This window comes from Oceanicella actignis, assembly GCF_900111545.1.
Lineage (GTDB): Bacteria > Pseudomonadota > Alphaproteobacteria > Rhodobacterales > Rhodobacteraceae > Oceanicella > Oceanicella actignis.
The window spans coordinates 192,806-213,599 of record NZ_FOHL01000004.1 but is presented as its reverse complement, the minus strand read 5'-3'; the positions used below and the strand labels follow the sequence as shown (position 1 = coordinate 213,599).

15 protein-coding genes are annotated in these 20,794 nt (G+C 72.4%); 6 read left to right on the top strand and 9 right to left on the bottom strand.

The window, feature by feature from the left end:
* Nucleotides 1-11: 11 nt before the first annotated feature.
* Nucleotides 12-1,523, top strand: a complete 1,512-nt coding sequence (locus BMW67_RS16160) for a calcium-binding protein (protein WP_072747134.1) — start codon at nucleotides 12-14, stop codon at nucleotides 1,521-1,523.
* 35 nt (nucleotides 1,524-1,558) lie between these two features.
* Here BMW67_RS16160 and BMW67_RS08675 read toward each other — a convergent pair whose 3' ends face one another.
* From BMW67_RS08675 to BMW67_RS15455, 4 genes are all read right to left on the bottom strand, one after another.
* Nucleotides 1,559-2,428: a glycosyltransferase gene (locus tag BMW67_RS08675; protein WP_072747133.1), complete on the bottom strand. Its 870-nt coding sequence runs from the start codon at nucleotides 2,426-2,428 to the stop codon at nucleotides 1,559-1,561.
* Nucleotides 2,412-3,209: a WecB/TagA/CpsF family glycosyltransferase gene (locus BMW67_RS08670; RefSeq protein WP_072747132.1), complete on the bottom strand. Its 798-nt coding sequence runs from the start codon at nucleotides 3,207-3,209 to the stop codon at nucleotides 2,412-2,414. The genes BMW67_RS08675 and BMW67_RS08670 overlap by 17 nt, the downstream gene beginning before the upstream one ends.
* A 356-nt stretch (nucleotides 3,210-3,565) precedes the next feature.
* Nucleotides 3,566-8,176 carry a hypothetical protein gene (locus tag BMW67_RS16155; protein ID WP_072747131.1) on the bottom strand — a complete coding sequence of 1,537 codons (4,611 nt, stop codon included), beginning with the start codon at nucleotides 8,174-8,176 and terminating at the stop codon, nucleotides 3,566-3,568.
* 68 nt (nucleotides 8,177-8,244) lie between these two features.
* Entirely contained in the window at nucleotides 8,245-8,502 is a 258-nt protein-coding gene (locus BMW67_RS15455; RefSeq protein WP_125459015.1) for a hypothetical protein, read from the bottom strand.
* 317 nt (nucleotides 8,503-8,819) lie between these two features.
* On the opposite strand from BMW67_RS15455, the gene BMW67_RS08660 reads away from it, so the two are divergent.
* The 5 genes from BMW67_RS08660 (at nucleotide 8,820) to BMW67_RS08640 (ending at nucleotide 14,952) form a co-directional block, all read left to right on the top strand.
* Nucleotides 8,820-10,457: a GumC family protein gene (locus tag BMW67_RS08660; RefSeq protein WP_072747130.1), complete on the top strand. Its 1,638-nt coding sequence runs from the start codon at nucleotides 8,820-8,822 to the stop codon at nucleotides 10,455-10,457.
* Between the two features lie 76 nt (nucleotides 10,458-10,533).
* Nucleotides 10,534-11,322, top strand: coding sequence for a CpsD/CapB family tyrosine-protein kinase (locus tag BMW67_RS08655; protein WP_072747129.1), 789 nt, complete (start codon nucleotides 10,534-10,536; stop codon nucleotides 11,320-11,322).
* A 59-nt stretch (nucleotides 11,323-11,381) separates the two neighbouring features.
* Nucleotides 11,382-12,719 carry a hypothetical protein gene (locus tag BMW67_RS08650; protein WP_072747128.1) on the top strand — a complete coding sequence of 446 codons (1,338 nt, stop codon included), beginning with the start codon at nucleotides 11,382-11,384 and terminating at the stop codon, nucleotides 12,717-12,719.
* Nucleotides 12,716-13,567 carry a glycosyltransferase family 2 protein gene (locus BMW67_RS08645; protein WP_072747127.1) on the top strand — a complete coding sequence of 284 codons (852 nt, stop codon included), beginning with the start codon at nucleotides 12,716-12,718 and terminating at the stop codon, nucleotides 13,565-13,567. The genes BMW67_RS08650 and BMW67_RS08645 overlap by 4 nt, the downstream gene beginning before the upstream one ends.
* Nucleotides 13,564-14,952 carry an oligosaccharide flippase family protein gene (locus BMW67_RS08640; RefSeq protein WP_072747126.1) on the top strand — a complete coding sequence of 463 codons (1,389 nt, stop codon included), beginning with the start codon at nucleotides 13,564-13,566 and terminating at the stop codon, nucleotides 14,950-14,952. Before BMW67_RS08645 ends, BMW67_RS08640 begins: the two co-directional genes overlap by 4 nt.
* Here the strand turns inward: BMW67_RS08640 and BMW67_RS08635 are convergent.
* The 5 genes from BMW67_RS08635 to BMW67_RS08615 form a co-directional block, all read right to left on the bottom strand.
* On the bottom strand, nucleotides 14,938-15,954 hold the full coding sequence (locus BMW67_RS08635; RefSeq protein WP_072747125.1) for a glycosyltransferase family 2 protein: 1,017 nt from the start codon (nucleotides 15,952-15,954) through the stop codon (nucleotides 14,938-14,940). The genes BMW67_RS08640 and BMW67_RS08635 overlap by 15 nt on opposite strands.
* Nucleotides 15,951-17,564 carry a VPLPA-CTERM-specific exosortase XrtD gene (xrtD, locus tag BMW67_RS08630; protein WP_072747124.1) on the bottom strand — a complete coding sequence of 538 codons (1,614 nt, stop codon included), beginning with the start codon at nucleotides 17,562-17,564 and terminating at the stop codon, nucleotides 15,951-15,953. The genes BMW67_RS08635 and xrtD overlap by 4 nt, the downstream gene beginning before the upstream one ends.
* Nucleotides 17,565-17,574: 10 nt before the next feature.
* Nucleotides 17,575-18,231, bottom strand: a complete 657-nt coding sequence (locus BMW67_RS08625; protein ID WP_125459013.1) for a hypothetical protein — start codon at nucleotides 18,229-18,231, stop codon at nucleotides 17,575-17,577.
* A 201-nt stretch (nucleotides 18,232-18,432) separates the two neighbouring features.
* Complete coding sequence (locus tag BMW67_RS08620) at nucleotides 18,433-19,485, bottom strand: polysaccharide deacetylase family protein (protein WP_072747122.1); 1,053 nt, start codon at nucleotides 19,483-19,485, stop codon at nucleotides 18,433-18,435.
* Nucleotides 19,482-20,780 (bottom strand): glycosyltransferase family 4 protein, encoded by a 1,299-nt coding sequence (locus tag BMW67_RS08615; protein ID WP_083581255.1) that lies wholly within the window; start codon nucleotides 20,778-20,780, stop codon nucleotides 19,482-19,484. Before BMW67_RS08615 ends, BMW67_RS08620 begins: the two co-directional genes overlap by 4 nt.
* Between the last annotated feature and the right edge of the window lie 14 nt (nucleotides 20,781-20,794).

Here is a 20,794-nt window from a genome sequence, read left to right as displayed (position 1 = left end):
GGAGCCCGCCCATGCCCGCCCTTCGCCTGTCCGACGACGTTCTGATGATCGGCCACAGCCTGATCGGCACGACGCTGCCGCTGATGCTGCGCGACCTGGTGGATGACGCGCCCTCGGGCGGGCGGATCGACGCGCAGATCATCAACGGCGCGCCGCTGAGCTGGCAGTGGGACCACTCGTCCGAGGCGCAGGGCGTGGACGGGCGCGCGGCGCTCGCCACCGGCGCCTACGAAGCCGTCGTGCTGACCGAGGCGGTGCCGCTGCAGAACCACCTGACCTGGTCCGACACCTACGGCTACGCCAAGCGCTTCTATGACCTCGCCGTCGGCGCCAATCCCGAGGCGCGGGTCTACATGTACGAGACCTGGCACGACATCCGCAGCGGAACGGGCGTGGACGTGCCCTATGACGAGGGCGATTCCGTGCCTTGGCGCGAGCGCCTTGCGCAGGACCTGCCCAAGTGGCAGGGGATCGTGGAATACGTGAACGCCAACCGCGCCCCCGGTCAGCCCGAGATGCAGCTGATCCCGGCCGGGCAGGCCATGGCGCGGATGCATGACGCCATCGCCGCGGGGCAGGTTCCGGGGCTGAACGACATCTCGGACCTGTTCGCCGACACGATCCATCTGAACGACCTTGGCAACTATTTCATGGCCATGGTGCATTACGCGGCGATCTACGGGCGCGATCCGGGCGATCTGCCCGAGGCGCTGCATGGCGACTGGGGCCAGGCCTTCGACGCGCCCTCGGCGGCGCTGGCGGACGTGATGCAGGACATCGCGTGGCAGACCGTGTCCGAGACCCTTGCGCTCGATCCCGCCGATCCCGCGCCGATCGATCCGACGCCGACCGACCCGACGCCGACGGACCCGGCGCCCAGCGATCCGACGCCCAGCGATCCGGCGCCGACCGATCCGGAACCGGCAGATCCCGTCCCGAACGATCCCGCGCCCGGCGATCCGGCCGAGGCCCGCTCGGGCCTGATCCGCATCGGCGCCGCGGGCGACGACCGGCTTGTGGGCGACGACGGCGCCGACATCCTGCGCGGCCGCGCCGGAAACGACGCGCTCGCCGGCCTTGGCGGCGATGATCGCCTTGCCGGCGGACGCGGCGCCGACTCGCTTGACGGCGGGGCGGGACACGACGCGCTGCGCGGCCGCGCGGGCGGCGACGTTCTGTTCGCTGGCGACGGCGACGACGTTCTGCGCGGCGGGCGCGGGCGGGACTCGCTCTCGGGCCAGGCGGGCGACGACGCGATCGCCGGCGGACGCGGCGACGACATCCTTGCCGGCGGCGCCGGGGCGGATGTGTTCGTCTTCGCCGCCGATTGGGGGCGCGACCGCGTTGCGGATTTCGTCCAGGGCCAGGACCGCCTCGATTTCTCGAACGCGGGCGTCGGGGCGGCGTCCGAGCTGACGATCCTCGACCATGCCGAAGGCGCGCTGATCGCCTGGGGCGAAGACAGCGTGCTTCTGGCCGGCATGCGCGCCGACGCCCTGAGCGCGAGCGACTTCATCTTCTGACCCGCGCCCGCGGGCGCAAGCGGCGCGCAAGGCGCTCAACGGCCGCGCGCCCAGTCTCCGGCGCCCGGCTGCGCCAGCGCCGACAGACGCACCGCCGCGCTGACCGCCGCGTAGACGCAAAAAGCCGTCGGCGCCTGCGCGAACAGCCGCAACGCGCCGCCGAGGCCAAGAGGGCTCTTGCCCTCGTTGCGCGCGGCGTCCGGCAGCCCGGCATGGATCTGCGCGACGCCCGCATCCTGCCGCCGGCGCACGCGCACCAGCGCGCCGAAGCCCTCGACCATCGGCCAAAGATAGGGCGCGTCCACCTCGACGCGCTCGTGCCGCGCGAACAGCACGCGCACGAAGGTGTCGTCCGAGATCACCGGCGGGAAGGCCAGCCAACGCCGCCGCCCGGCGGGATTGACCGCGAACAGCCCCGCCCCCACCGCTCCCGAACGCACGAAGGGCAGGCGTGTCCAGAGCTGCGCGTAGCGGCGCGTGACCCAGCTGCGCGCCGGCGCGACCTGGATGCGCCCCGTGGCGTAGCGGGGCTCGGGCGTGGCCAGGGCCGCGCACAGCTTGGCCATGAGGTCGGGCGCGCAGGTCACGTCCGCGTCCAGATAGATCCGCGCGCCGTCCGCCCCAAGCGCCGCCGCCGCGGCCTCGGCCTGGTTCAGGGCGTTCGGCTTGCCGCCCTCGGGCAGCTCCAGCACCAGCAGGCGCCAGCCCTTCGCCTGAAACGACTGCATCCGATCGCGGGCGCGCTGCGCGGTCGCGTCATTGCAGCCATTGGCGGCCACGACGACGACGCAGGGCGGCGCGCCCCGCTGCGCCAGGAGCGAGTCAAGGCAGGGGCCGATCCAGGCCTCTTCGTTGCAGGCCGGAATGATGACGGCGGGAACTCTCGCTTCAGTGCCTGAAGGCATGCGGACCTCCCTCGGCGGCGCGGTTGCGCAGGGCGTCCAGCGTCAGCCGCGGCAGCAGCATCGCGCAGTCCAGATAGCGCCGCCCGAGCCTGCGCGGCTGCAGCGCAAGGCGCCAAAGCCACTCGAGCGCCAGCGCCCGCATCGCCCTTGGCGCGCGCAGCTGCGCGCCGGCGATGAAATCCAGCCCCGCCCCGATCGACACGAACCCGCAGGCCGGCGCCCCCAGCCGCGCGCGGGCGGCGAGGATCTCCTGCTTCGGCGCGCCAAGGGCGACGAAGCAGATGCGCGCCCCCGAGGCCGCGATTCGCGCGATGGCTGCGTCGGCCTCGGGCCCTTCGGGATCGAAGCCGAAGGCCGGCGCTTCGAGATGCGCCACCCGCAGGCCGGGATTGGCGCGTTCAAGCCGGCGCGCCGCCGCGCTCAACGTCGATTCGGTCGCGCCGAACATCGCCACCCGGGCGCCGCGCGCGGCCGCCAGCGCGCAGATGGGCTCGATGAGCTCGGAGCCGGGCATCAGCTCGACCCCCCGCCCGGCCAGGCGAGAGAGCCACACCACCGGATTGCCGTCGGCGACGACGATGTCCTGCGCGGCGTAGGCGGCGCGAAATGCGCGCGAGCAGCGCAGCTTGGCCAGGTGATCGAGATTGAGCGTCGCCAGCGCAAAGCCCTGGCCGTCGTTCAGGCGGCCGTCGATCTCGGCGAAAAGCTGCCGGGAAGTGGCCACGTTGACGCCGATGCGCCTTTGCGCGGACCCGACGTCGAATGAAATCACATGCGTCATTTGTCCCCTCGGAAATGGAGGTGAAGACCTGGCTGCGAACGAACCGGGGACGCGGAAATGTGTGCGGGCGCGACCTCGCACGCGCCGTCGAAAGAGCGCGGTCGAGCCGGGATCGGCGTGTCTGGGGCGCGATCGGACTTACGCCCAAGGCCGGAGGCGCCTTTCTCCGCGCGGAGAAAGCCGACGACGCCGACCTGCCGGGATGCCATGCACAGGAGCCGCGAACAAAAAAGCGGCTACGCCAATGAAAATGACTGAAGATAACTATACATCATCGCGGGCGATTGAAAAGGCGGCAGTTCCGGGGAACCGCCGCCTTTCCGTTTTTCATCAATATCCTGAACGGAGATGGTCGATCAGACCAGAACGTTGATCCAGGCCAGGTCCGCCTCGCGCAGGCCGACGAGCTCGATGCTGTCGGTCAGCGTCGGGGTCAGAACCAGATCGCCGTCCGCCTGAAGGACGAAGGACGACAGGGCTTCGGCCCGATCCGCGAAGCCGTAGGCGGTCAGATCCAGGATGTCCTCGTGCGAGAAGTCCGTGATCTTGTCCTTTCCGTCGCCGGCCTCGAAGACGAACACGTCCGCCCCCTCGCCGCCGGTCAGGATGTCGCGGCCGTTGTTGCCGAACAGGATGTCGTCGCCGCGGCGTCCGTCGATCCGGTCGCGCCCGCCGGCGCCGTCGATGACGTCGCCGCCATGCGAACCGCTGAAGGTGTCGCCATAGGCGGTGCCGCGGATCTCGCCCACATCGACCAGCAGGCTCGAGAACATCTGCGACGCCTCGAGCGCCGTGTCGGCCAGCTGGAAGCCGCCCTTCATGGACAGGTTCGCGTGCGCGCTCCAGTAGCTGGCCTTGACGTCCACGCCGTTGACCTCGCGCGTGTAGCCGATCTGCCAGACCGTGTAGGTGGTGTGGGTGTTGTCCATCGACAGGCCCAGCTCCTGCCCGAGCTTCGAGCCGCCGCCGACCATCTGCACCTTCACGCCGCCCGTGGTCCCCGAGATGTTCACCTTCGCGGCGCCCTCGACGATCTGCCCGGGGACGCTCAGATCGACCACGGCCTCGGGAACGGTCGGCGCGCCCGATCCGCCGTCGGAGCCGCCGCTCGAGCCGGAGCCGCCCGTGGGCGCCGACCCGTCTCCCGAGCCGTCGCCCGAGCCGGCATCCGGCTGCGCGCCGCCGCCATCGGGCAGGTTGCCGGCCAGCAGGTCCTCGATCGAGATGCGCACGCCGTCAGAGAACTGCACGAACTCGACCTCGCTCAGGAAGTCCGAGCCGTCGGCGCCGGTGACGCGCACCCCGCCCCCCTCGGTCACGGCCGCGTAGTCGCGCGCCTGGCCCGAGAACACGGCCACGTCTTCGCCCTCGCCGCCGCTGATCCAGTCGGCGCCCTTGCCGCCGATCAGCACGTCGTCGCCTGCGCCGCCGACCAGAACGTCGTCGCCGTCGGCGCCGTCGAACACGTCGTCGCCGTCACGGCCGCGGAAGTCGTCCGCGCCCGCCGTGCCCACGATGCGCCCCGCATTGACCACGACGCCGCCGAAGGCCAGCGCCGCGTCCAGCGCGGTGTCAGCCAGCGGCGCGCCGCCCGGCGCGGCGACGTTTTCCTCGAGGCTGAAGTAGCCGGCGTCCACCGTCACGCCGTCGAAGGTGGCCTGGGCCCCATTCGCATGCAGGACATAGGCGCGGGCGCTGGCATCGGAAGCCAGGTTCAGCTCGCGTCCCAGCGTGGACCAGACGTTGACGGCGTTGACCTGGATGCCGTCCACGCCGTTCACCCGCACCGCGGCCGCGTCGGAGACGAAGGCGCCGGGAATGCTGATGTCGAGAATCGCCGCTTCGGCGCTCGGATCGGCCGGGTCCACGGCCGGCGGATCGGCCGGTTCCGGATCGGTCGGCGCAGGATCGGTCGGCGTCGGATCGCTGGGCGTCGGATCGCTGGGCGTCGGATCGCTGGGCGCCGGGTCGCTCGGCGCGGGATCGCTCGGCGCGGGGTCGGTCGGCGTCGGATCGATCGGCGCGGGATCGGCGGGATCGGCGGGATCGAGCGCAAGGGTCTCGGACACGGTCTGCCACGCGATGTCCTGCATCACGTCCGCCAGCGCCGCCGAGGGCGCGCCGAAGGCCTGGCCCCAGTCGCCATGCAGCGCCTCGGGCAGATCGCCCGGATCGCGCCCGTAGATCGCCGCGTAATGCACCATGGCCATGAAATAGTTGCCAAGGTCGTTCAGATGGATCGTGTCGGCGAACAGGTCCGAGATGTCGTTCAGCCCCGGAACCTGCCCCGCGGCGATGGTGTCATGCATCCGCGCCATGGCCTGCCCGGCCGGGATCAGCTGCATCTCGGGCTGGCCGGGGGCGCGGTTGGCGTTCACGTGATCCACGATCCCCTGCCACTTGGGCAGGTCCTGCGCAAGGCGCTCGCGCCACGGCACGGAATCGCCCTCGTCATAGGGCACGTCCACGCCCGTTCCGCTGCGGATGTCGTGCCAGGTCTCGTACATGTAGACCCGCGCCTCGGGATTGGCGCCGACGGCGAGGTCGTAGAAGCGCTTGGCGTAGCCGTAGGTGTCGGACCAGGTCAGGTGGTTCTGCAGCGGCACCGCCTCGGTCAGCACGACGGCTTCATAGGCGCCGGTGGCGAGCGCCGCGCGCCCGTCCACGCCCTGCGCCTCGGACGAGTGGTCCCACTGCCAGCTCAGCGGCGCGCCGTTGATGACCTGCGCGTCGATCCGCCCGCCCGAGGGCGCGTCGTCGACCAGGTCGCGCAGCATCAGCGGCAGCGTCGTGCCGATCAGGCTGTGGCCGATCATCAGAACGTCGTCGGACAGGGACTGGCCGCCGGGCGCGGGGGTCGGATCGGTCGGCGTGGGGTCGGTCGGCGTCGGATCCGTCGGCGTCGGGTCGGTCGGCGTCGGGTCGGTCGGCGTCGGATCCGTCGGCGTCGGGTCGGTCGGCGTCGGGTCGGTCGGCGTCGGGTCGGTCGGCGTCGGATCGACCGGCGCCGGAGCGGGATCGGTCGGCGCCGGCACGGCGCCGTCGGTCAGGTCGGCCATGGAAACAACGCCTCCATTCTCGAACTCCACGAACTCCACGTCGCGCAAGAAGTCGGACCCGTCGGGGCCGACGAGCCGCACGCCCCCATCCTCGAGATGCACGACGTAATCGGATGCGGCGCCCGAGAAGACCGCCGTGTCGGTCCCTTCGCCGCCGTTGAGCCCGTCATCGCCGGCGCCGCCGACGAGCACGTCGTTCCCCGCGCCGCCGATCAGGTAGTCCTCCTGCACGGTGCCGGTCAGCGCGTCGTCGCCCGCGCCGCCCTCGCGGATCACGCCGTTCTGGAAGTGGACGCCGCCGCGATCCTCCCACCAGGGCGTTTCGGCGTTGGCGGCGTAGATCACGTCGCCGCGCGGCGTCGAATCATCGAGGCTCGAGAGGAAGCCCCACGAACCCCACTTGTTCGGCGTCTGCACGTCGCCGAACTGCATGTAGGCGCCGTCGCCGATCGTCTTCCACGACTCGATCGACGCTTCGTAGAGCTGCGCCATCTGCGGGCTGCGCACGAACTCGATCATGAAGTCGGTCAGCTGTTCGCCGGCGCCGTCGGTGGCGAAGAGATGGTGCACATGCTGCCCGCCCTCATAGGCGGTCAGACGCAGGCCGGCCGCCTCGGCGATGGCCTTGTGCTCGCGCAGCAGACCCTCGAAGAAGGGAATCGACAGCGGATAATCCGGGTCCAGCAGCTTCTGCGCCAGATAGTCGAAGGCGTTGACGTTCGGATCGTTGATGGCGTTCAGCAGATCCTGCGTCAGGGCCGCGTCGGTGCTGGTCGCGCCGCCGAAATAGGTCGTCACGGCCACCGCGTCGAAGGTCTGGGCGGGCGCGACGTAGCCGGACGGATCGGCCTGCCGCCAGATCGGCGCGTCGAGCAGATAGCCCGTCAGCCAGGTGTTGCCGTTATGCGCGCCCAGCGTCTGCACCAGGCGATCGTCGGCCTGCTGCCCGAAGACCTCGTCGAAGATCTTCGCCACCTCGGTGGCGCGCTTGACGTAGTAGTCGAAGGGCGCGCTCCGGCCCCACTCGGCCTGGCTGCGCGAGTCGAGCCAGTGATACTGCTGGAAGGCGGCGTTCCAGGTCTCGTTCGAATACTCGATGGTGGCCTTCAGCGCCGGGTCCAGATTGTTGCGCACATAGGTGGCGAACTGGCGCACATACTCGTCGCTGGCCTGATGGGGGATGTTGAACCACGGATCGACGCCGGCCTCGTTCGCAAGGCGCACCATCACCTCGACGGGCGGGCCCTGCTCGCCGGTCCAGTGGGCGTCTTCGAACGTGGTCCGCTCGGACCAGTCGGCGACGACCGAGTTGTTGGTCTCCATCCAGTCCATGAAGCGGAACTGGCGGAAGTCCGACACGACCTCGAGGAACTCGGGGTTGAAGATGGCGCCGGCCTCGTGCAGCTCTTCATGCTCGGCTTTCACCACCGAGATGTCGCGGAGATATTCGCCGGTCCCGTTCGGATCGGTGCTGACGATTCGCAGCATGAACGGGCCGCCATTGGGGTTCTCGAACACGATCCGCCCGGGCTCGGAGCTGACGATCGTGCCGCCGAAGGGCACGGTGATCTGCCCCTCGCCCTTGTAGGTGATGACATAGGTTCCCGCGCGGGTCGCGGCCGCCTCGGGCTGGCTCCAGTCCCAGAAGGCGTTGATCCCCTCCATCCCCGCCGGGATCGCGGTGGGCCAGCCGTTCTCGTCCAGATAGCCGGACGATTCGAGCTGCTCGTGCGACATGCTCGACCACTGGCCCGACTGGTTCGCCCAGAACGGGCGAGCATTCTTCATCAGGTCCAGGAACGGCATCTCGACCGACCAGTCGTTGAGCGGCGAGAGGTTGATGGCGATGGCGGGATTGGAGTTGCCGACCGCGGACGCGGTCTGGGCGAGAAGCTCTGTAGAAGGCATCAGCACACCCTTCATGTACGCTAGAGCGATGAACACGCGAAACAGCAACCTGCATAGCCGCGAACCAGTCATCGGTCAATAACTGCGTTGCGGTTTGGGAATTTTCCCAAGCGACTATTCAGATTTCTTGCCTGCTTTACGCGCTCCGTCGCCTGCTTTTGCCACTTTTTACCATTCTTGGCCACTGGATACTGTCCAGCGCCGGAGCATCTAGCAGACAGCGCGCACCTTCCTCCATGGGCATTCGCGGCAGTCACAAAAATGTCCCATTGCAAGGGGATCGCGCGCTTTTCTTGGTTGCGCGCATTGACAGGCGGGGCCTTCATGAACGATCCTTGCAATAATATTTCCGTTTTCGACGTGTTTTTTGATTCTATCAGATTCGCTTCGGCGCCATGGCGGCGTTTCTCCGCCCAGTTCCGCGATCCGGCGCCGCGTGCCCGGCGCTTGCGTCAGCCGCCGTTTCACCTGCGCTCCGGGCCGCCTTGCGCGCCCTGATTGGAAGGCCAGACATGAATTCCCGCCGGCGACGCATGCTCGCCCCGCCACCAGCCGACGCCCGCAGCACGGCCCGACTCCGCGCCGGCCGCCGGGAACCGCAGCCGCGCCGGGCCGGCCGCGCGCCGCACGGATCGAGGCCGTCATGACCCAGATCGACGCCGCCCCGGCCCCGGGCCCCGGCCTGATCGGCGACCTGACCTATTGGCTGGCCGTTGCGCGGCGCCGCTTCTGGACGCTGTTCGCGGTCTGGGTCGCGGTCGCGCTGGTGGGCGTGGGGGTCGCCTATGTCCTGCCGCCGGTCTACGAATCGCGCGCGCTGATCCTGGTCGAGACGCAGAGGATATCTCCCGATCTGGTGCGTTCGACCGTCAGCTCGCCCGCCGGCGAGCGCATCGCGCTCATCCGACAGCGTCTGCTGACGCGCGAGACCATGCTGGAACTGGCCGAGCGCCACCGTCTGTTCCCCGAAGGGGCCGACATCTCGCCGACCCGCAAGGTCGAGGCCATGCGCCGCGCCATCGTGCTCGAGCAGGCGCCGCTCGGGAACAATCCGGGCTGGAATCCGGGCGCGGCCGGCGCCACCGCGTTCACCGTCGCCTTCACCGCGGCCGAGGCCGAAACCGCCGCCGCGGTCGTCAACGACCTGGTCACGCGCATCCTGGCGCAGAACACCCGCCTGCGCCGCGACCGGGCCGAGACGACCTCGGCCTTCTTCGCGCAGGAGGCCCAGCGCCTGGCCGACGAGCTGGCCCGCCAGGAGGCCGCCATCATCGCCTTCATGCGCGAGCACGAAGACAGTCTGCCCGACAGCCTCGACTACCGCCGCGACCAGCTCGACCTCTTGCAGGAGCGCGCCGCGGGGCTCGAGCTGCGCCGCCTTGAGCTGGAGCAGGAACGCTCGTCGCTGACCTTCATTCTCGACAGCGTCGAGAGCCCCGCCCAATCGGCGCTCGAGCGCGGGCTCGAAGCGGCGCGCCGCGCGCTGATGGAGCGCAGCGCGGTGCTGTCCTCGCAACACCCCGAGATCCGCAGCCTGCGCTCGCGCGTGCAGGCCTTCGAGGCCGCCGTCGCCGCCGAGCGCGCGGCCCGCGCCCAGGCCCCGGCCGGAACCGACGCGGCGCCGCCTCCGCCCGCCGCGGTCGAGGCCCGCCGCCGCCTGGCCTTCATCGACGCCCAGATCGCGCATATCGGGAACCGGCTGACCGAGCTCGAGGCCCAGCGCGCCGCGCTCGAACGCACCATCCTGGCCACGCCGAACGTCGAGATCGCGCTCAACGCCCTGCGCCGCCAGTATGAAGAGACCGAAAGCCGCTACCGCGACGCGCGCGCCAAGCTGGCCGAGGCCCAGGCCGGCGAGCAGCTGGAGTTCCAGCAGCAGGGCGAGCGCATGGAGGTGATCGAGCCCCCCGTCGTGCCCGAGTGGCCCATCCGGCCGAACCGGCTGAAGATGGCCGTCGCCTCGGTGGCGGCGGGGCTGGCGGCGGGGCTGGGGCTGATCGTGCTGCTCGAACTGCTCAGCGGCGTGGTGCGCCGCTCCGACGACCTCGAGCGCATCGGCCGCCGGCCCGTCGCCGTGCTGCCCTATGTGACCACGACCAACGAGCGCCGGCGCGTCTGGGCCGTGCGGCTCCTGGCCGCGGCGGCGGTCTTCGGCGGCGGCGCGGCGGCGCTGTGGGCGATCGACGCGCATGTGATGCCGCTCGAGCTTCTGGCGCGCAAGGCGCTCGAACGCTCGGGGCTCGAGGGCTGGATCGAGCTGGTGCGCAGGCGTTTGGGATGACGCGCTTGCGCGGGGGTGCGCGAAGGGGGACCATGAGATGCGCAATGCAAGGCGAACGCGCGCGCAAGGGGGCGTCATGAACCTGTTCAAGCAGATCGACTCGGCCGCGCCCGAACCCGTGCGCCGCACGCGCACGGCCGAGGCGGAAGCCGCCTGGCGCGCCCTGCCCCTGCGCGCGCCCGACGCCGCGCGGCTGCGCGCGGCCCGCGTCGTCACCCATGCCAAGGCCGACCCCGCGCATGTGCCCTTCGACATGCTGCGCACAAGCCTGCTGCAGACGATGCGCCAGCGCGGCTGGCGCTCGGTGGCGGTGACCTCGCCCACCCCGGCCTGCGGCAAGACGCTGACCTGCCTGAACCTGGCCTTCAGCATGGCCCGCCAGTCGGGCGCGCGCGTGGCGGTGGTCGAGCTGGACCTGCGCCGCCCCAGCATGGCGCAGATCCTGGGCGTGCGCGCTCCGGCGCCGGTCGAGCGGATGCTGCAGGGCGACGTCGCCCCCGAAGCGGCCATGCTGCGCCTTGCCGAGGGGCTTGCCTTCGCGCTGGCGCACGGGCCGGTGCGCGACTCGGCCGAGCTGCTGCAGGACGAGCGCACGCGCGCGTCGCTCGAGCGCATGGCGCGCACGCTCGACCCCGATCTGGTCATCTACGACCTGCCGCCCATGCTGGCCGCCGACGATGCGGCGGGCTTTCTGGGCCGGGCCGATTGCGCGCTGCTGATCGCGGCCGAGAACGAATCGCGCGTTCAGGACGTCGAGGACTGCGCCACGCGGATCGAGGCGGCGGGCAACCTTCTTGGCGTTGCGCTGAACAAATGCGAGTCGCTGCCGCGCAAGCGCTACGACTATGGCTACGGCGGGGCGTGAGCGCGCGAAGCCCCCTTGGCGCGCCGCCCACCCCCCGCGAACGGCGCGGGGGCTGAGCCATGCCCAACGCCCTGGCATATCTGGCGCTGTTCGCATGGCCCGTCGTGGCGCTGGCGATGTTCCGGCGCATGGCGCCGCGGCGGGCGCTGATCTGGACCTTGCTCGCCGGCTATCTTCTGCTGCCCGAGCGCACGGGCGTGGACCTGCCGCTTCTGCCCGCGCTGGACAAGACCTTCATCCCCGCCGCCGCGGCGCTGGCGCTGTGCTGGCCGCATCTGCGCGCGCGCGGCGGCCTGGGCGTGCTGCGCGGGCCCATGGGCGCGCTGGCGGCGATCTATCTTGCCGGGCCATTCGCCACGGCGCTGTCCAATCCCGACCCCGTCATCACGGGGGTGCGGTTCATGCCGGGGCTGAACCTTTACGATGCGGCCTCGTCGGCGCTGACGAACGCGGTGCTGCTCATGCCCTATCTGCTGGCGCGGCGCATGCTGGCCGACGAGGACGCGCATCGCGACCTGCTGACGGCGCTGGCGGCGGCGGGCCTGGCCTACACGCTGCCCGCGCTGTTCGAGATCCGCATGAGCCCGCAGCTGCACAGCTGGATCTACGGCTTCTTCCCGCACGCCTTCGACCAGCAGATGCGCTATGGCGGCTTCCGCCCCGTCGTGTTCCTGCCGCATGGGCTTTGGCTGGCCATGTTCATGGCCATGGCGGTCATCGCCGCGGCGGCGCTGTGGCGCCTGGCGCCGCAGGGCCGCCGCGCGGCGCGGGCGGCGGCCACGGCCTGGCTTCTGGGCGTCCTCGTCCTTTGCAAGACCCTGTCGGCCACCTTCTATGCGCTGGCCTTCGCGCCGCTGGTGCGCTTTGCGCCCTTGCGCTGGCAGGTGCTGGCCGCCGCGCTGGGGGGCGGGGCGGTGCTGCTCTATCCGATGCTGCGGGGGGCGGATCTGGCGCCGACGCAAACCGCGCTCGAGCTGGCCGCCGCGGTGGACGAAGAGCGCGCGCAATCGCTCGGCTTTCGCCTTGGCAACGAGGACGTCCTGCTTGCCCGGGCCAATCTGCGCCCCTTCCTGGGTTGGGGCGGATATGGCCGCAGCCACGAATACGACCCGGCGACGGGGCGGGATCTGACCATCGCCGACGGGCGCTGGATCATCGTCATCGGCGCCTTCGGCTGGCTGGGCTATCTGGCCGAGTTCGGCCTGCTGACGCTGCCGCTGATCCTGGCCGCGCGCAGGCGCGCGCCGGTCGCGCCCGCCACGGCGGCGCTGGGGCTGATCCTGGCGGCGAACCTGGTCGATCTGATCCCGAACGCATCGCTCACGCCGCTGACCTGGATGATCGCCGGGGCCCTGGCCGGGCGTCTCGAGGCCGAACGCGCAAGGAGACCGACATGAACGAACGCCCCGCCCGCGAGCCCCTCGACGCCGCGGCCGCGAAGGCCCCCCGCCTCGGGGTGGTGACGGCCTGCAACGACCGCGCGACGCTCGAGCGCAACCTGATGCGCTCGCCCATGCTGGCGGCCGGCGACGTCCCCGTCGAAATCGTCGAGGGCGCGCCAAGCGCCGCCGTCGCCTACAATCGCGGCATGGACGCGCCCGCCATGGCGGAGGTCGATCTGGTCATCTTCGCCCATCAGGACGTGTTCCTGCCCCAGGGCTGGGACGCGCTGCTGCGGCTGCGCGCGGCGCAGACGGCCGCGCGCGACCCGGACTGGGCCATGCTGGGCTGCTACGGCGTCGCCATGGACGTGATGGGGCGCGGCCCGGTCTGGTCCAGCTCGATCGGCGCCATCGTCGGCCGACCGCCGCCCGAACCCGAGCCGGTGCAAAGCTATGACGAGATGCTGATGGTCATGCGCCGCGGCTGCGGTCTGCGCTTTGACGAGAGCCTGCCCGGCTTTCACATGTATGGCACGGACATCGTGCAGGAGGCCGCCGCCCGCGGGCTGCGCTGCTACGCCGCCGCGCTGCCCGCCATCCACAATGACGGCTTCCACCCCAATCTGGGCCCCGACTTCGCCGCCGCCTACCATCACGTCCGCCGCAAGTGGCGCGCCCGCCTGCCGCTGTGGACCCCCGTGACCAAGGTTTCGCCATGGGGTCTGGCGCTGCGCAGATCGGTGCGCGCCAATCTGCGCACCCTTGAGGCGCGGCGCGCCATGGCCCAGCCGCCCGAGCGCGACCCGCTGTTCTACGCCGAGCTGTGCGGCTGGCTGGACGTGACGCCGAGCGCGGCGGAATGACCGCGCCGCCCGCCCCCGCCGGTCTGGCCGGCCTGCTGCGTCGCCTTGGGGGCGGCGGGCTGCTGGCGCGCGCGGCGCGCGGGGCGGGGTGGACGGCGCTGGGCTTCGGCGGCGGTCAGGCGCTGCGCCTGGCGTCGAACCTGGTGCTGGCGCGGCTGCTGTTTCCCGAGGCGTTCGGCCTGATGGCGCTGGTTTCGGTGTTCCTGACCGGGCTGGCCATGTTCTCGGATGTGGGCATCGGCCCCTCGATCATGCAAAGCCGCCGCGGCGAGGACCCCGCCTTCCTGGACACCGCGTGGACCATGCAGATCATGCGCGGGGCGCTGTTGTGGCTGGCCTCGTGGGCGGCGGCGGGGCCGGCGGCGCGCTTCTACGACGCGCCGATGCTGGCGCAGCTGCTGCCGGCGGCGGGGCTGACGCTGCTGATCGCGGGGTTCAACCCGACGCGGATCGAGCTTGCGCAACGGCGGCTGACGCTGGGGCGGGTGATGGCGGCGGATCTGGGCGCGCAGCTTGCGGGCGCCGCCGCGATGATCGCGCTGGCGCTGGCGACGCGCTCGGTCTGGGCGCTGGTGCTGGGCGCGCTGGTCGCGGCGGCGGCCAAGCTGGCGCTCTCGCATCTGATGCTGCCGGGCCCGCGCAACCGCCTGCGCTGGGAGAGCGCGGCCGCGCGCGAGCTGATCGGCTTCGGCAAGTGGATCTTTCTCAGCTCGGCGCTCGGCTTCGTCGTCGCGCAGGGCGATCGGGCGATCCTTGGCCGTTTCCTGACGCTGGACATGCTGGGCATCTACAACATCGGCTATTTCCTGGCCTCGGCGCCGATGATGCTGGCCGGCGCGGTGGTCAGCCGCATCATGATCCCCGTCTATCGCGACAGCCCGCCCGCGGCCGATCCGCGCAATTTCGCGCGGCTGCGCCGGCTGCGCTTCGCGCTGAGCGGGGCGGCCATGGCGCTGATCGCGCTCATGGCCTTCGCGGGACCGGCGCTGGTCGATCTTCTGTATGATGCGCGCTACCACGCCGCCGGCGCCATCGTGACGGCGGCGGCGCTGGCGCAAATGGTGCAGGCGCTGGGCATGACCTATGACCAGTCGGCGCTGGCGGCGGGCGATTCGCGCAGCTACTTCTGGCTGTTCGCCGCGCGCGCGACCTTTCAGACGGCGTTCATCCTGCTCGGCGCCACGCATGGCGGGCTGCTGGGCGCGCTGATCGGGCAGGGACTGGCCTTCGCCGCTTCGCATCCGCTGATCGCCCTGCTGGCGCGCAAGCATGGCGCCTGGGACCCGCTGCACGACGCCGTCTTCGCGCTGGGCGGCATGGCGCTGGGCGCGGGCGCGCTCTGGCACGCGCGCGAGGCGCTGGGCGCCTTGTCAGGCGTCGGGTGAACCCGCCCCCCGCGCCGGACGCCGATACTCGATCAGGCGCGACGGGCGCCGCAGGGCCCGCCCGGCCATGAAGCGCAGCGCGCCCTGCACCTCGGCCGCCTTGCCCAGCACCGTCAACGCCGCCAGCGGCCATGCGCGCGGCGCGCCGCGCGCGCGCAGCGCCAGGCGCGCCGTCTGCGCCGGCCAGGCGGCCAGCAACCCCAGCGCCGCCGGATGAACCAGCGCCGCGCCCGCCAGCGCCGCGGCGGGCAGCGCCGCGCCCCACAGCAGCGCCCGGCGGGTCTCGGCCACCCAGTGGCGCTCGGGCGGCGCGCCGTGCAGCGCCGCGCCCTCGGCAAAGGCGTGGCCCGCCCGCACCGAGCGCCGCCACCACTGGCCGAAGCGGCGCATGTCGGCGTCGTGCCACGTCATCTCGGCGTCGAGCCGCCAGATCCGCCAGCCGGCGGCGCGCAGACGCACGCACAGCTCGGGCTCTTCGCCGGCGATGAGCGAGTCGCGCCACCCGCCGACCTGTTCGATCGCCTCGATGCGCATGAGGGCGTCGCCGCCGCAGGCCAGCGCCTCGCCCACGGGGGTGTCCCACTCGGCGTCGCAGGCGGCGTTGTAGATCGAGGCGTCGGGCCGGCGCTCGCGCCGGCGCCCGCACACGGCGGCCACCTCGGGCCGCCGGGCAAGAAAGGCGCGGGCGGCGGCGATCCAACCCTCGCGCAGCTCGCAATCGCCGTCCACGAACTGCACCAGCGGCAGCCGCGGCGCGATCCGGCGCAAATGCGCCAGCCCCGCATTGCGCGCGCGCGCGGCGGTGAAGGGAATGCTCATGTCCAGCGCCACCGTCTCGGCGCCCAGGGCGCGCGCGGCCGCCACGCTGCCGTCGGTCGAGCCGCTGTCCACATAGACCACATGCGCCGCGTCGCGCCGGGCCGCGCGCAGGCAGGCGCGCAGGCGTTCGCCCTCGTTGCGGCCGATGGCGACCACGCCCACATCGGCGGCCGGCGCGCTCATGGCGCGCCCGCCGGCGAGAAGGGCGCCAGGGTCGGCCCCATCGCGCCCAGAAAGCGCGCCATGCGGGCATCGGCGCGCGCCAGCGCGTCCGCGCCGCGCCCCGCATCGGTCACAAGACGCACAAGCGCTCCGTCCGTGCGCCCCAGCATCAGCCCGTCGCGCAGGATTCCCAGCTTGGCCGCCAGATCCGAGGGCGTGCGCCGGCCCGGCTGCTCGAACCAGAAATAGACCAGCCGCCGGTCAAGCCCGCGGCGCACCACCGCCCGCGTGACGGTCAGCCCCGCCGCCCCGCCCAGGGCGGGGCCAAGATCGCGCGGCGCCATGGTCTCGACCTCCCACCCGCCGCCCGGCATGCAGATGCGCGGCGAGTGCAGCCCGCCGCGGCTCTGATCCTCGTGCCGCACGATCAACAGGTCCACCGCCTGGTCGGCGCGGCCGGCGCCCGGGGCGTAGACGCGCCACAGCATCTCGTCGGCGCCCAGCGCGGCGCGCAGATCCTGGCCGGCCGGGCGGGCGAAGGCCAGACGCCAAGCGCCCAGGCGCTCGGGAAAGGCGGCCAGGGGCGCCAGGTCGGGGCTGCGGCTCGGGCGCTCGGGCGCCAGCGCCCAGCCGGCGGCGGCGCCTGCCGTCAAGGCCAGCGCCGCCAGCATCGGCCCGCTTGCGCGCGCCGCCGCGACCTGGCGCAGCCGCGCCCCGGCGCCCGTCAGATCCACATCCATCGCCGCCCGCAGCGAGCGCGCGCCCCCAAGCCGCGCCAGCAGCGCCGTCAGCGCCAGCAGAGCGGCCACGGTCAGCGCGAACAGCGCCCAGCCCTCGAGCAGGTGATCGACCCCCTGCGCCGCCGCCGCGCCATGGCGGCTGGTCAGCACGCCGACCAGCGCGACGCGCAGCGCGTTGGCCGCCACCGCAAGGGGCGCGGCGGCCAGCATCAGCAGCGCCTTGTGCGCCGACGGGCCGCGATAAAGCACCGCCAGGACGAAGGCGAAGCTCATGATCGGAAACAGATAGCGCAGCCCCGAGCACGCTTCGGCCACGAACAGCTTGTGCACCCCAAGGTCGATGACGTTTCCGTCAAGGAGCGCCGGCGCGCCGGCGGCGCGGATCAGCGCCACCCCGATGTTCGAGGACAGAAGCTGGAGCCCCGAAGAGACCTGCCAGTAGAGCAGGCCCGGCAAGGGCAGCATCAGAACCAAATGCGCCGCCACGGGCCAGAAGCGCCGCCCCGCTCGCCGGCCGAAGCCGGTCAGCAGAACCCCGCCGACCCAGGGCGGCAGCGCATAGGCCACGACCTCGGGCAGCCCGGCCAGCCGCCCGCCCAGCGCGATCAGCGCCGCCAGCGCGATCAGCGCCAGCCCCTGCCAGCGCCCGCCCTCGGCCGGCGCGGCGGGCGTGCGCCGCAGGATCTTCAGGAAGATCAGCCCCGAAAGGATCAGGATGACCGGGCCATGCCCGTATTCGACCTGCGACCAGGCCCGCGCCAACGCGCCCAACCCCGGCGCGAACAGGGCGGCCGCCGACGCCGCCAGCGCGGCGGCGGGCAGCGCCGCGCCCCAGCCGGGCCGGGCGACGGCGCCGGCGCGCGCGGGGCCGGCCTGCGCAAGCGCGCTCACGGCGCCCCGCTCAGGCGCGCGCGCCGCGTCCGCGCAGCGCCAGCGCCAGCGCGCCGAGCGCCGCCAGGATCAGGCCGAAGGGACCGGGGCCGGGCGTGGCCGAGATGCCGTCCTCGAAGCTGACCCGCAGGCCCGAGATGCGGAAATCGTCGTTCCAGCCCGCGGCGCCGATGCCGAACAGGTCGCCGAACCAGGCGGGATCGAGCGTAAGCGTGCTCAGCCAGCCGCCCGAGGGCAGATCGAACACCGCCGCGCGCTCGAGCGCGCCGGTCCCGCCCTCGACGAACAGCGCCGCGTCGTCGTCCGAATCGACGCGCGCGAAGCCCACGCCCTCGATGCGCACCGCCCGATCGAACGAGAAGATCAACAGATCGCGGCCGATGCGCCCGTCGATCTGGCCGCCGTCCATGAACGCATTTCGCACCCCGAGCCCGGACCTCGCGCGCGTCACCTGGGCCCATGGCCAGATCCGGCCGAAGGCCTGCACCCCTGCGGTGACGGTCAGCGCCAGAGAGCCCTGAGCGAACGAGACGCTGTCCGCGCGCCCCAGCTCGGACGAGCCGGCAGGCAGGCGGAAGTCCAGGTCCACCGTCGCGGCGCGCGCCCCGCCGGACAGCGCCGCAAGCCCGACGGCGGCGGCGAAAATCAGCTTATGAAATCGAAGCATCATCTTGCTTTCCCTGGCTTGGAACGACTGCGCGCGCCCGCGCAGGGGCAAGCGATCGAAACAAGCGTTGCGAGGGGACGCGGCCTGAAAACGGCGGCCAGAAGGCATGAAATGAGGCCGGCCCCGACAATCCGGGCGGGCGGACTTGACGCATCATCTTACCGCCGATGGCGCCGGAACTCAATGGCGGCGGCCGCGCGCCTACAATCCGGCCAGGCGCAGGCGAAAGCGGTCGAGCGAGTCATACCGGCCGACGGCGATGCGCGGATAGGCGTGCCGCCGCGCGCCGCGCTCGAGCAGGAAGCGGCCCTCCGCCGGCCCCAGCGCGGCGGCCGAGGCGAAGCCCTCCTGCGCCGCGATGCGCCCGACCTCGTCGGACCAGTTGCCGTTCGGCCAGGCGAAATGCGCCGGCGCGCGCCCGGTCCATTGCGCCAGCAACGCGCGCGAGCGCGCGATCGACGCGCGCGCGGCCTCGGGGGCGATGCGGTCCATCAGCTCGTGCCCGTGGCTGTGGGCGCCGATGGCGATGCGCGGATGCGCCGCCAGCTCGCGCAGCTGCGCAAGGCTCATCGGGCCGAGCCGCGGGCCGGGGGGCGCGGGCGGCGCAAGCGCGACGACGGATGCGGCGGCTTCCTCGCGCCGATCCGGCGGCAGGGCCTTGAGCGCCTCGAGCAAGGCCGAGATCGCCGGCCAGCGGCCCGCGCCGGGCGGCGCATCGAAGCGGCGCAGGCCCAGCCCCTGCGCCCGCAGATCCAGCGTGAAAGGCGCCGGCGCAAGCAGCGCGTTCATCACCCGGTCGAACCAGAAGGGGCGCCCCGTCTCGATCTGCGCGGTGGCCACGAAGATCGTCGCGCACAGCCCCAGATCGTCCAGCAGCGCCGGCAGAAAGGCATGCAGGCTGGCGTCTCCGTCGTCGAAGGTCAGCGCCGCAAGCGGGCGCGGAGGCGGACCGGGAAGGCGACGGGGCGGCGCGTCGAGCAGCGCCAGCGCCTCGTCCAGCGGGACCACTTCCCAGCGGCGGGCCAGCTCGGCGAACTGGGCGCGCAGGTCGCCCAGGCGGCTGACCGTCCAGGCTTCGGGCCCGGCGCCGTCGGGGCCGATGGCATGCCAGCACAGCACCGCCGCCGCGCCCCGGCGCGCCGCGCGGCGGCGCGCCAGCGCCGGCAGGGGACCGCGCGCCAGCGCCGCGATTCCCGCCCGCCGGACCAGCGCGCGCGCCGCCCCGCCGCGCCTGGGGCCGAGGCCGTCGCTCATGTCGATTGCGCGAACAGCTCGGCCAGGCGGGCGGCCTCGGCGTCGATCGCGTGTCGGGCGCGCACCCGGGCGAAGCCGGCCTCGGCCATGCGCGCCAGCCGCTCGGGCGGGGCGGACAGACAGGCGTCGATGGCGCGGGCGGCGGCCTCGGCATCGCCGGCAGGAACAAGCCAGCCGTTCTCGCCATCGACGACCAGCTCGGGAATGCCCGCGATCCAGGTCGAGATCACCGGCCGCCGCTGCGCCATCGCCTCCATCAGAACGACGGGCAGCCCCTCCATCAGGCTCGGCTGCACCACCGCGGTGGAGGCGCGGATCAGGTCGCGCACCTGATCGCTCGAGATCCAGCCCGTGATGGTCGCGCGCGCGTTCAGGCCCAGCTCGGCGATGCGCCGCTCGATCAGCGGGCGCATCTCGCCGTCGCCCGCCAGGATCAGCCGCGCATCGGGATGCGCCCGCGCGACGGCGGCGAAGGCGTCGAGCAGGATCGGCTGCCCCTTCTCGACGCAGAAACGTCCGATGCACAACAGGTGCGGCCGCTCGGGAAAGGGAGCGGGATCGTCGGCGAAGAAGGCGTCCTCGAGGCCGCAGCGCACCACCTGGATGCGCGGCCAATGCTCGGGCGCGGCGCGGCGCATGAGCTGCGCGCGGGTGTAGGCGCTGATGGCGGCGACGAATGCCGCGCCGGCGATCTTGCGGTCGAGCGCCAGCCCGTCGGCGTGGTCGAACTCGTCCGAGCCGTGGACGGTGAAGCTGTAGCGGGGCCCGCCCAGAAGCCGCAGAAGCAGCGCGACCTCGGCGGCGTTGGTGCCGAAATGGGCGTGCAGATGGGCCACGGGCGCGTCGCGCAGCAGCTCGAGCAGCCGGCAGGCATGCGCAAGATAGGCCAGGTGATAGGGCAAGGGCCGCATCCCGCGCCGCCCCATGGCCAGCGCCGCGCCCAAGGCCCGCGCGAAGCGGCGCGGCCGGCGCAGCGCCACGCGCAGCGCCGCGGCCGCCAGCGGCGCCGGGCCGCGGCGCAGCAGGTGGCGCGTGCGCGCGCATTCCTCGGCGTCCGAGGGGTCGGGCGTCGGGTTGTCCCACCCGCGCAGGGCATAGCGGTCGACCCGCACGCCGAGGCGCTCGAGCGCCTGGATCTCGCGGCGGATGAAGGTGTGGCTGACCTTGGGATACTGGTTGACGAGGTAAGCCACCCGAAGCCCGCGCGCGGCGGCGGGATCGGCGGCGGGATCGGCGGCGGCATCCGGGCGCGGCGGGGCGTCGGCCTTGTCGGCGGCGTGGGCGTCGTCCTTCAAATCGGCTTCTCCAT

Bases quoted from the DNA above. Each gene is read 5' to 3' on its own strand.
- BMW67_RS16160 (WP_072747134.1), top strand. From the start codon at position 12: ATGCCCGCCCTTCGCCTGTCCGACGACGTTCTGATGATCGGCCACAGC.
- BMW67_RS08675 (WP_072747133.1), bottom strand. From the start codon at position 2,428: ATGCCTTCAGGCACTGAAGCGAGAGTTCCCGCCGTCATCATTCCGGCC.
- BMW67_RS08670 (WP_072747132.1), bottom strand. From the start codon at position 3,209: ATGACGCATGTGATTTCATTCGACGTCGGGTCCGCGCAAAGGCGCATC.
- BMW67_RS16155 (WP_072747131.1), bottom strand. From the start codon at position 8,176: ATGCCTTCTACAGAGCTTCTCGCCCAGACCGCGTCCGCGGTCGGCAAC.
- BMW67_RS15455 (WP_125459015.1), bottom strand. From the start codon at position 8,502: ATGAAGGCCCCGCCTGTCAATGCGCGCAACCAAGAAAAGCGCGCGATC.
- BMW67_RS08660 (WP_072747130.1), top strand. From the start codon at position 8,820: ATGACCCAGATCGACGCCGCCCCGGCCCCGGGCCCCGGCCTGATCGGC.
- BMW67_RS08655 (WP_072747129.1), top strand. From the start codon at position 10,534: ATGAACCTGTTCAAGCAGATCGACTCGGCCGCGCCCGAACCCGTGCGC.
- BMW67_RS08650 (WP_072747128.1), top strand. From the start codon at position 11,382: ATGCCCAACGCCCTGGCATATCTGGCGCTGTTCGCATGGCCCGTCGTG.
- BMW67_RS08645 (WP_072747127.1), top strand. From the start codon at position 12,716: ATGAACGAACGCCCCGCCCGCGAGCCCCTCGACGCCGCGGCCGCGAAG.
- BMW67_RS08640 (WP_072747126.1), top strand. From the start codon at position 13,564: ATGACCGCGCCGCCCGCCCCCGCCGGTCTGGCCGGCCTGCTGCGTCGC.
- BMW67_RS08635 (WP_072747125.1), bottom strand. From the start codon at position 15,954: ATGAGCGCGCCGGCCGCCGATGTGGGCGTGGTCGCCATCGGCCGCAAC.
- BMW67_RS08625 (WP_125459013.1), bottom strand. From the start codon at position 18,231: ATGCTTCGATTTCATAAGCTGATTTTCGCCGCCGCCGTCGGGCTTGCG.
- BMW67_RS08620 (WP_072747122.1), bottom strand. From the start codon at position 19,485: ATGAGCGACGGCCTCGGCCCCAGGCGCGGCGGGGCGGCGCGCGCGCTG.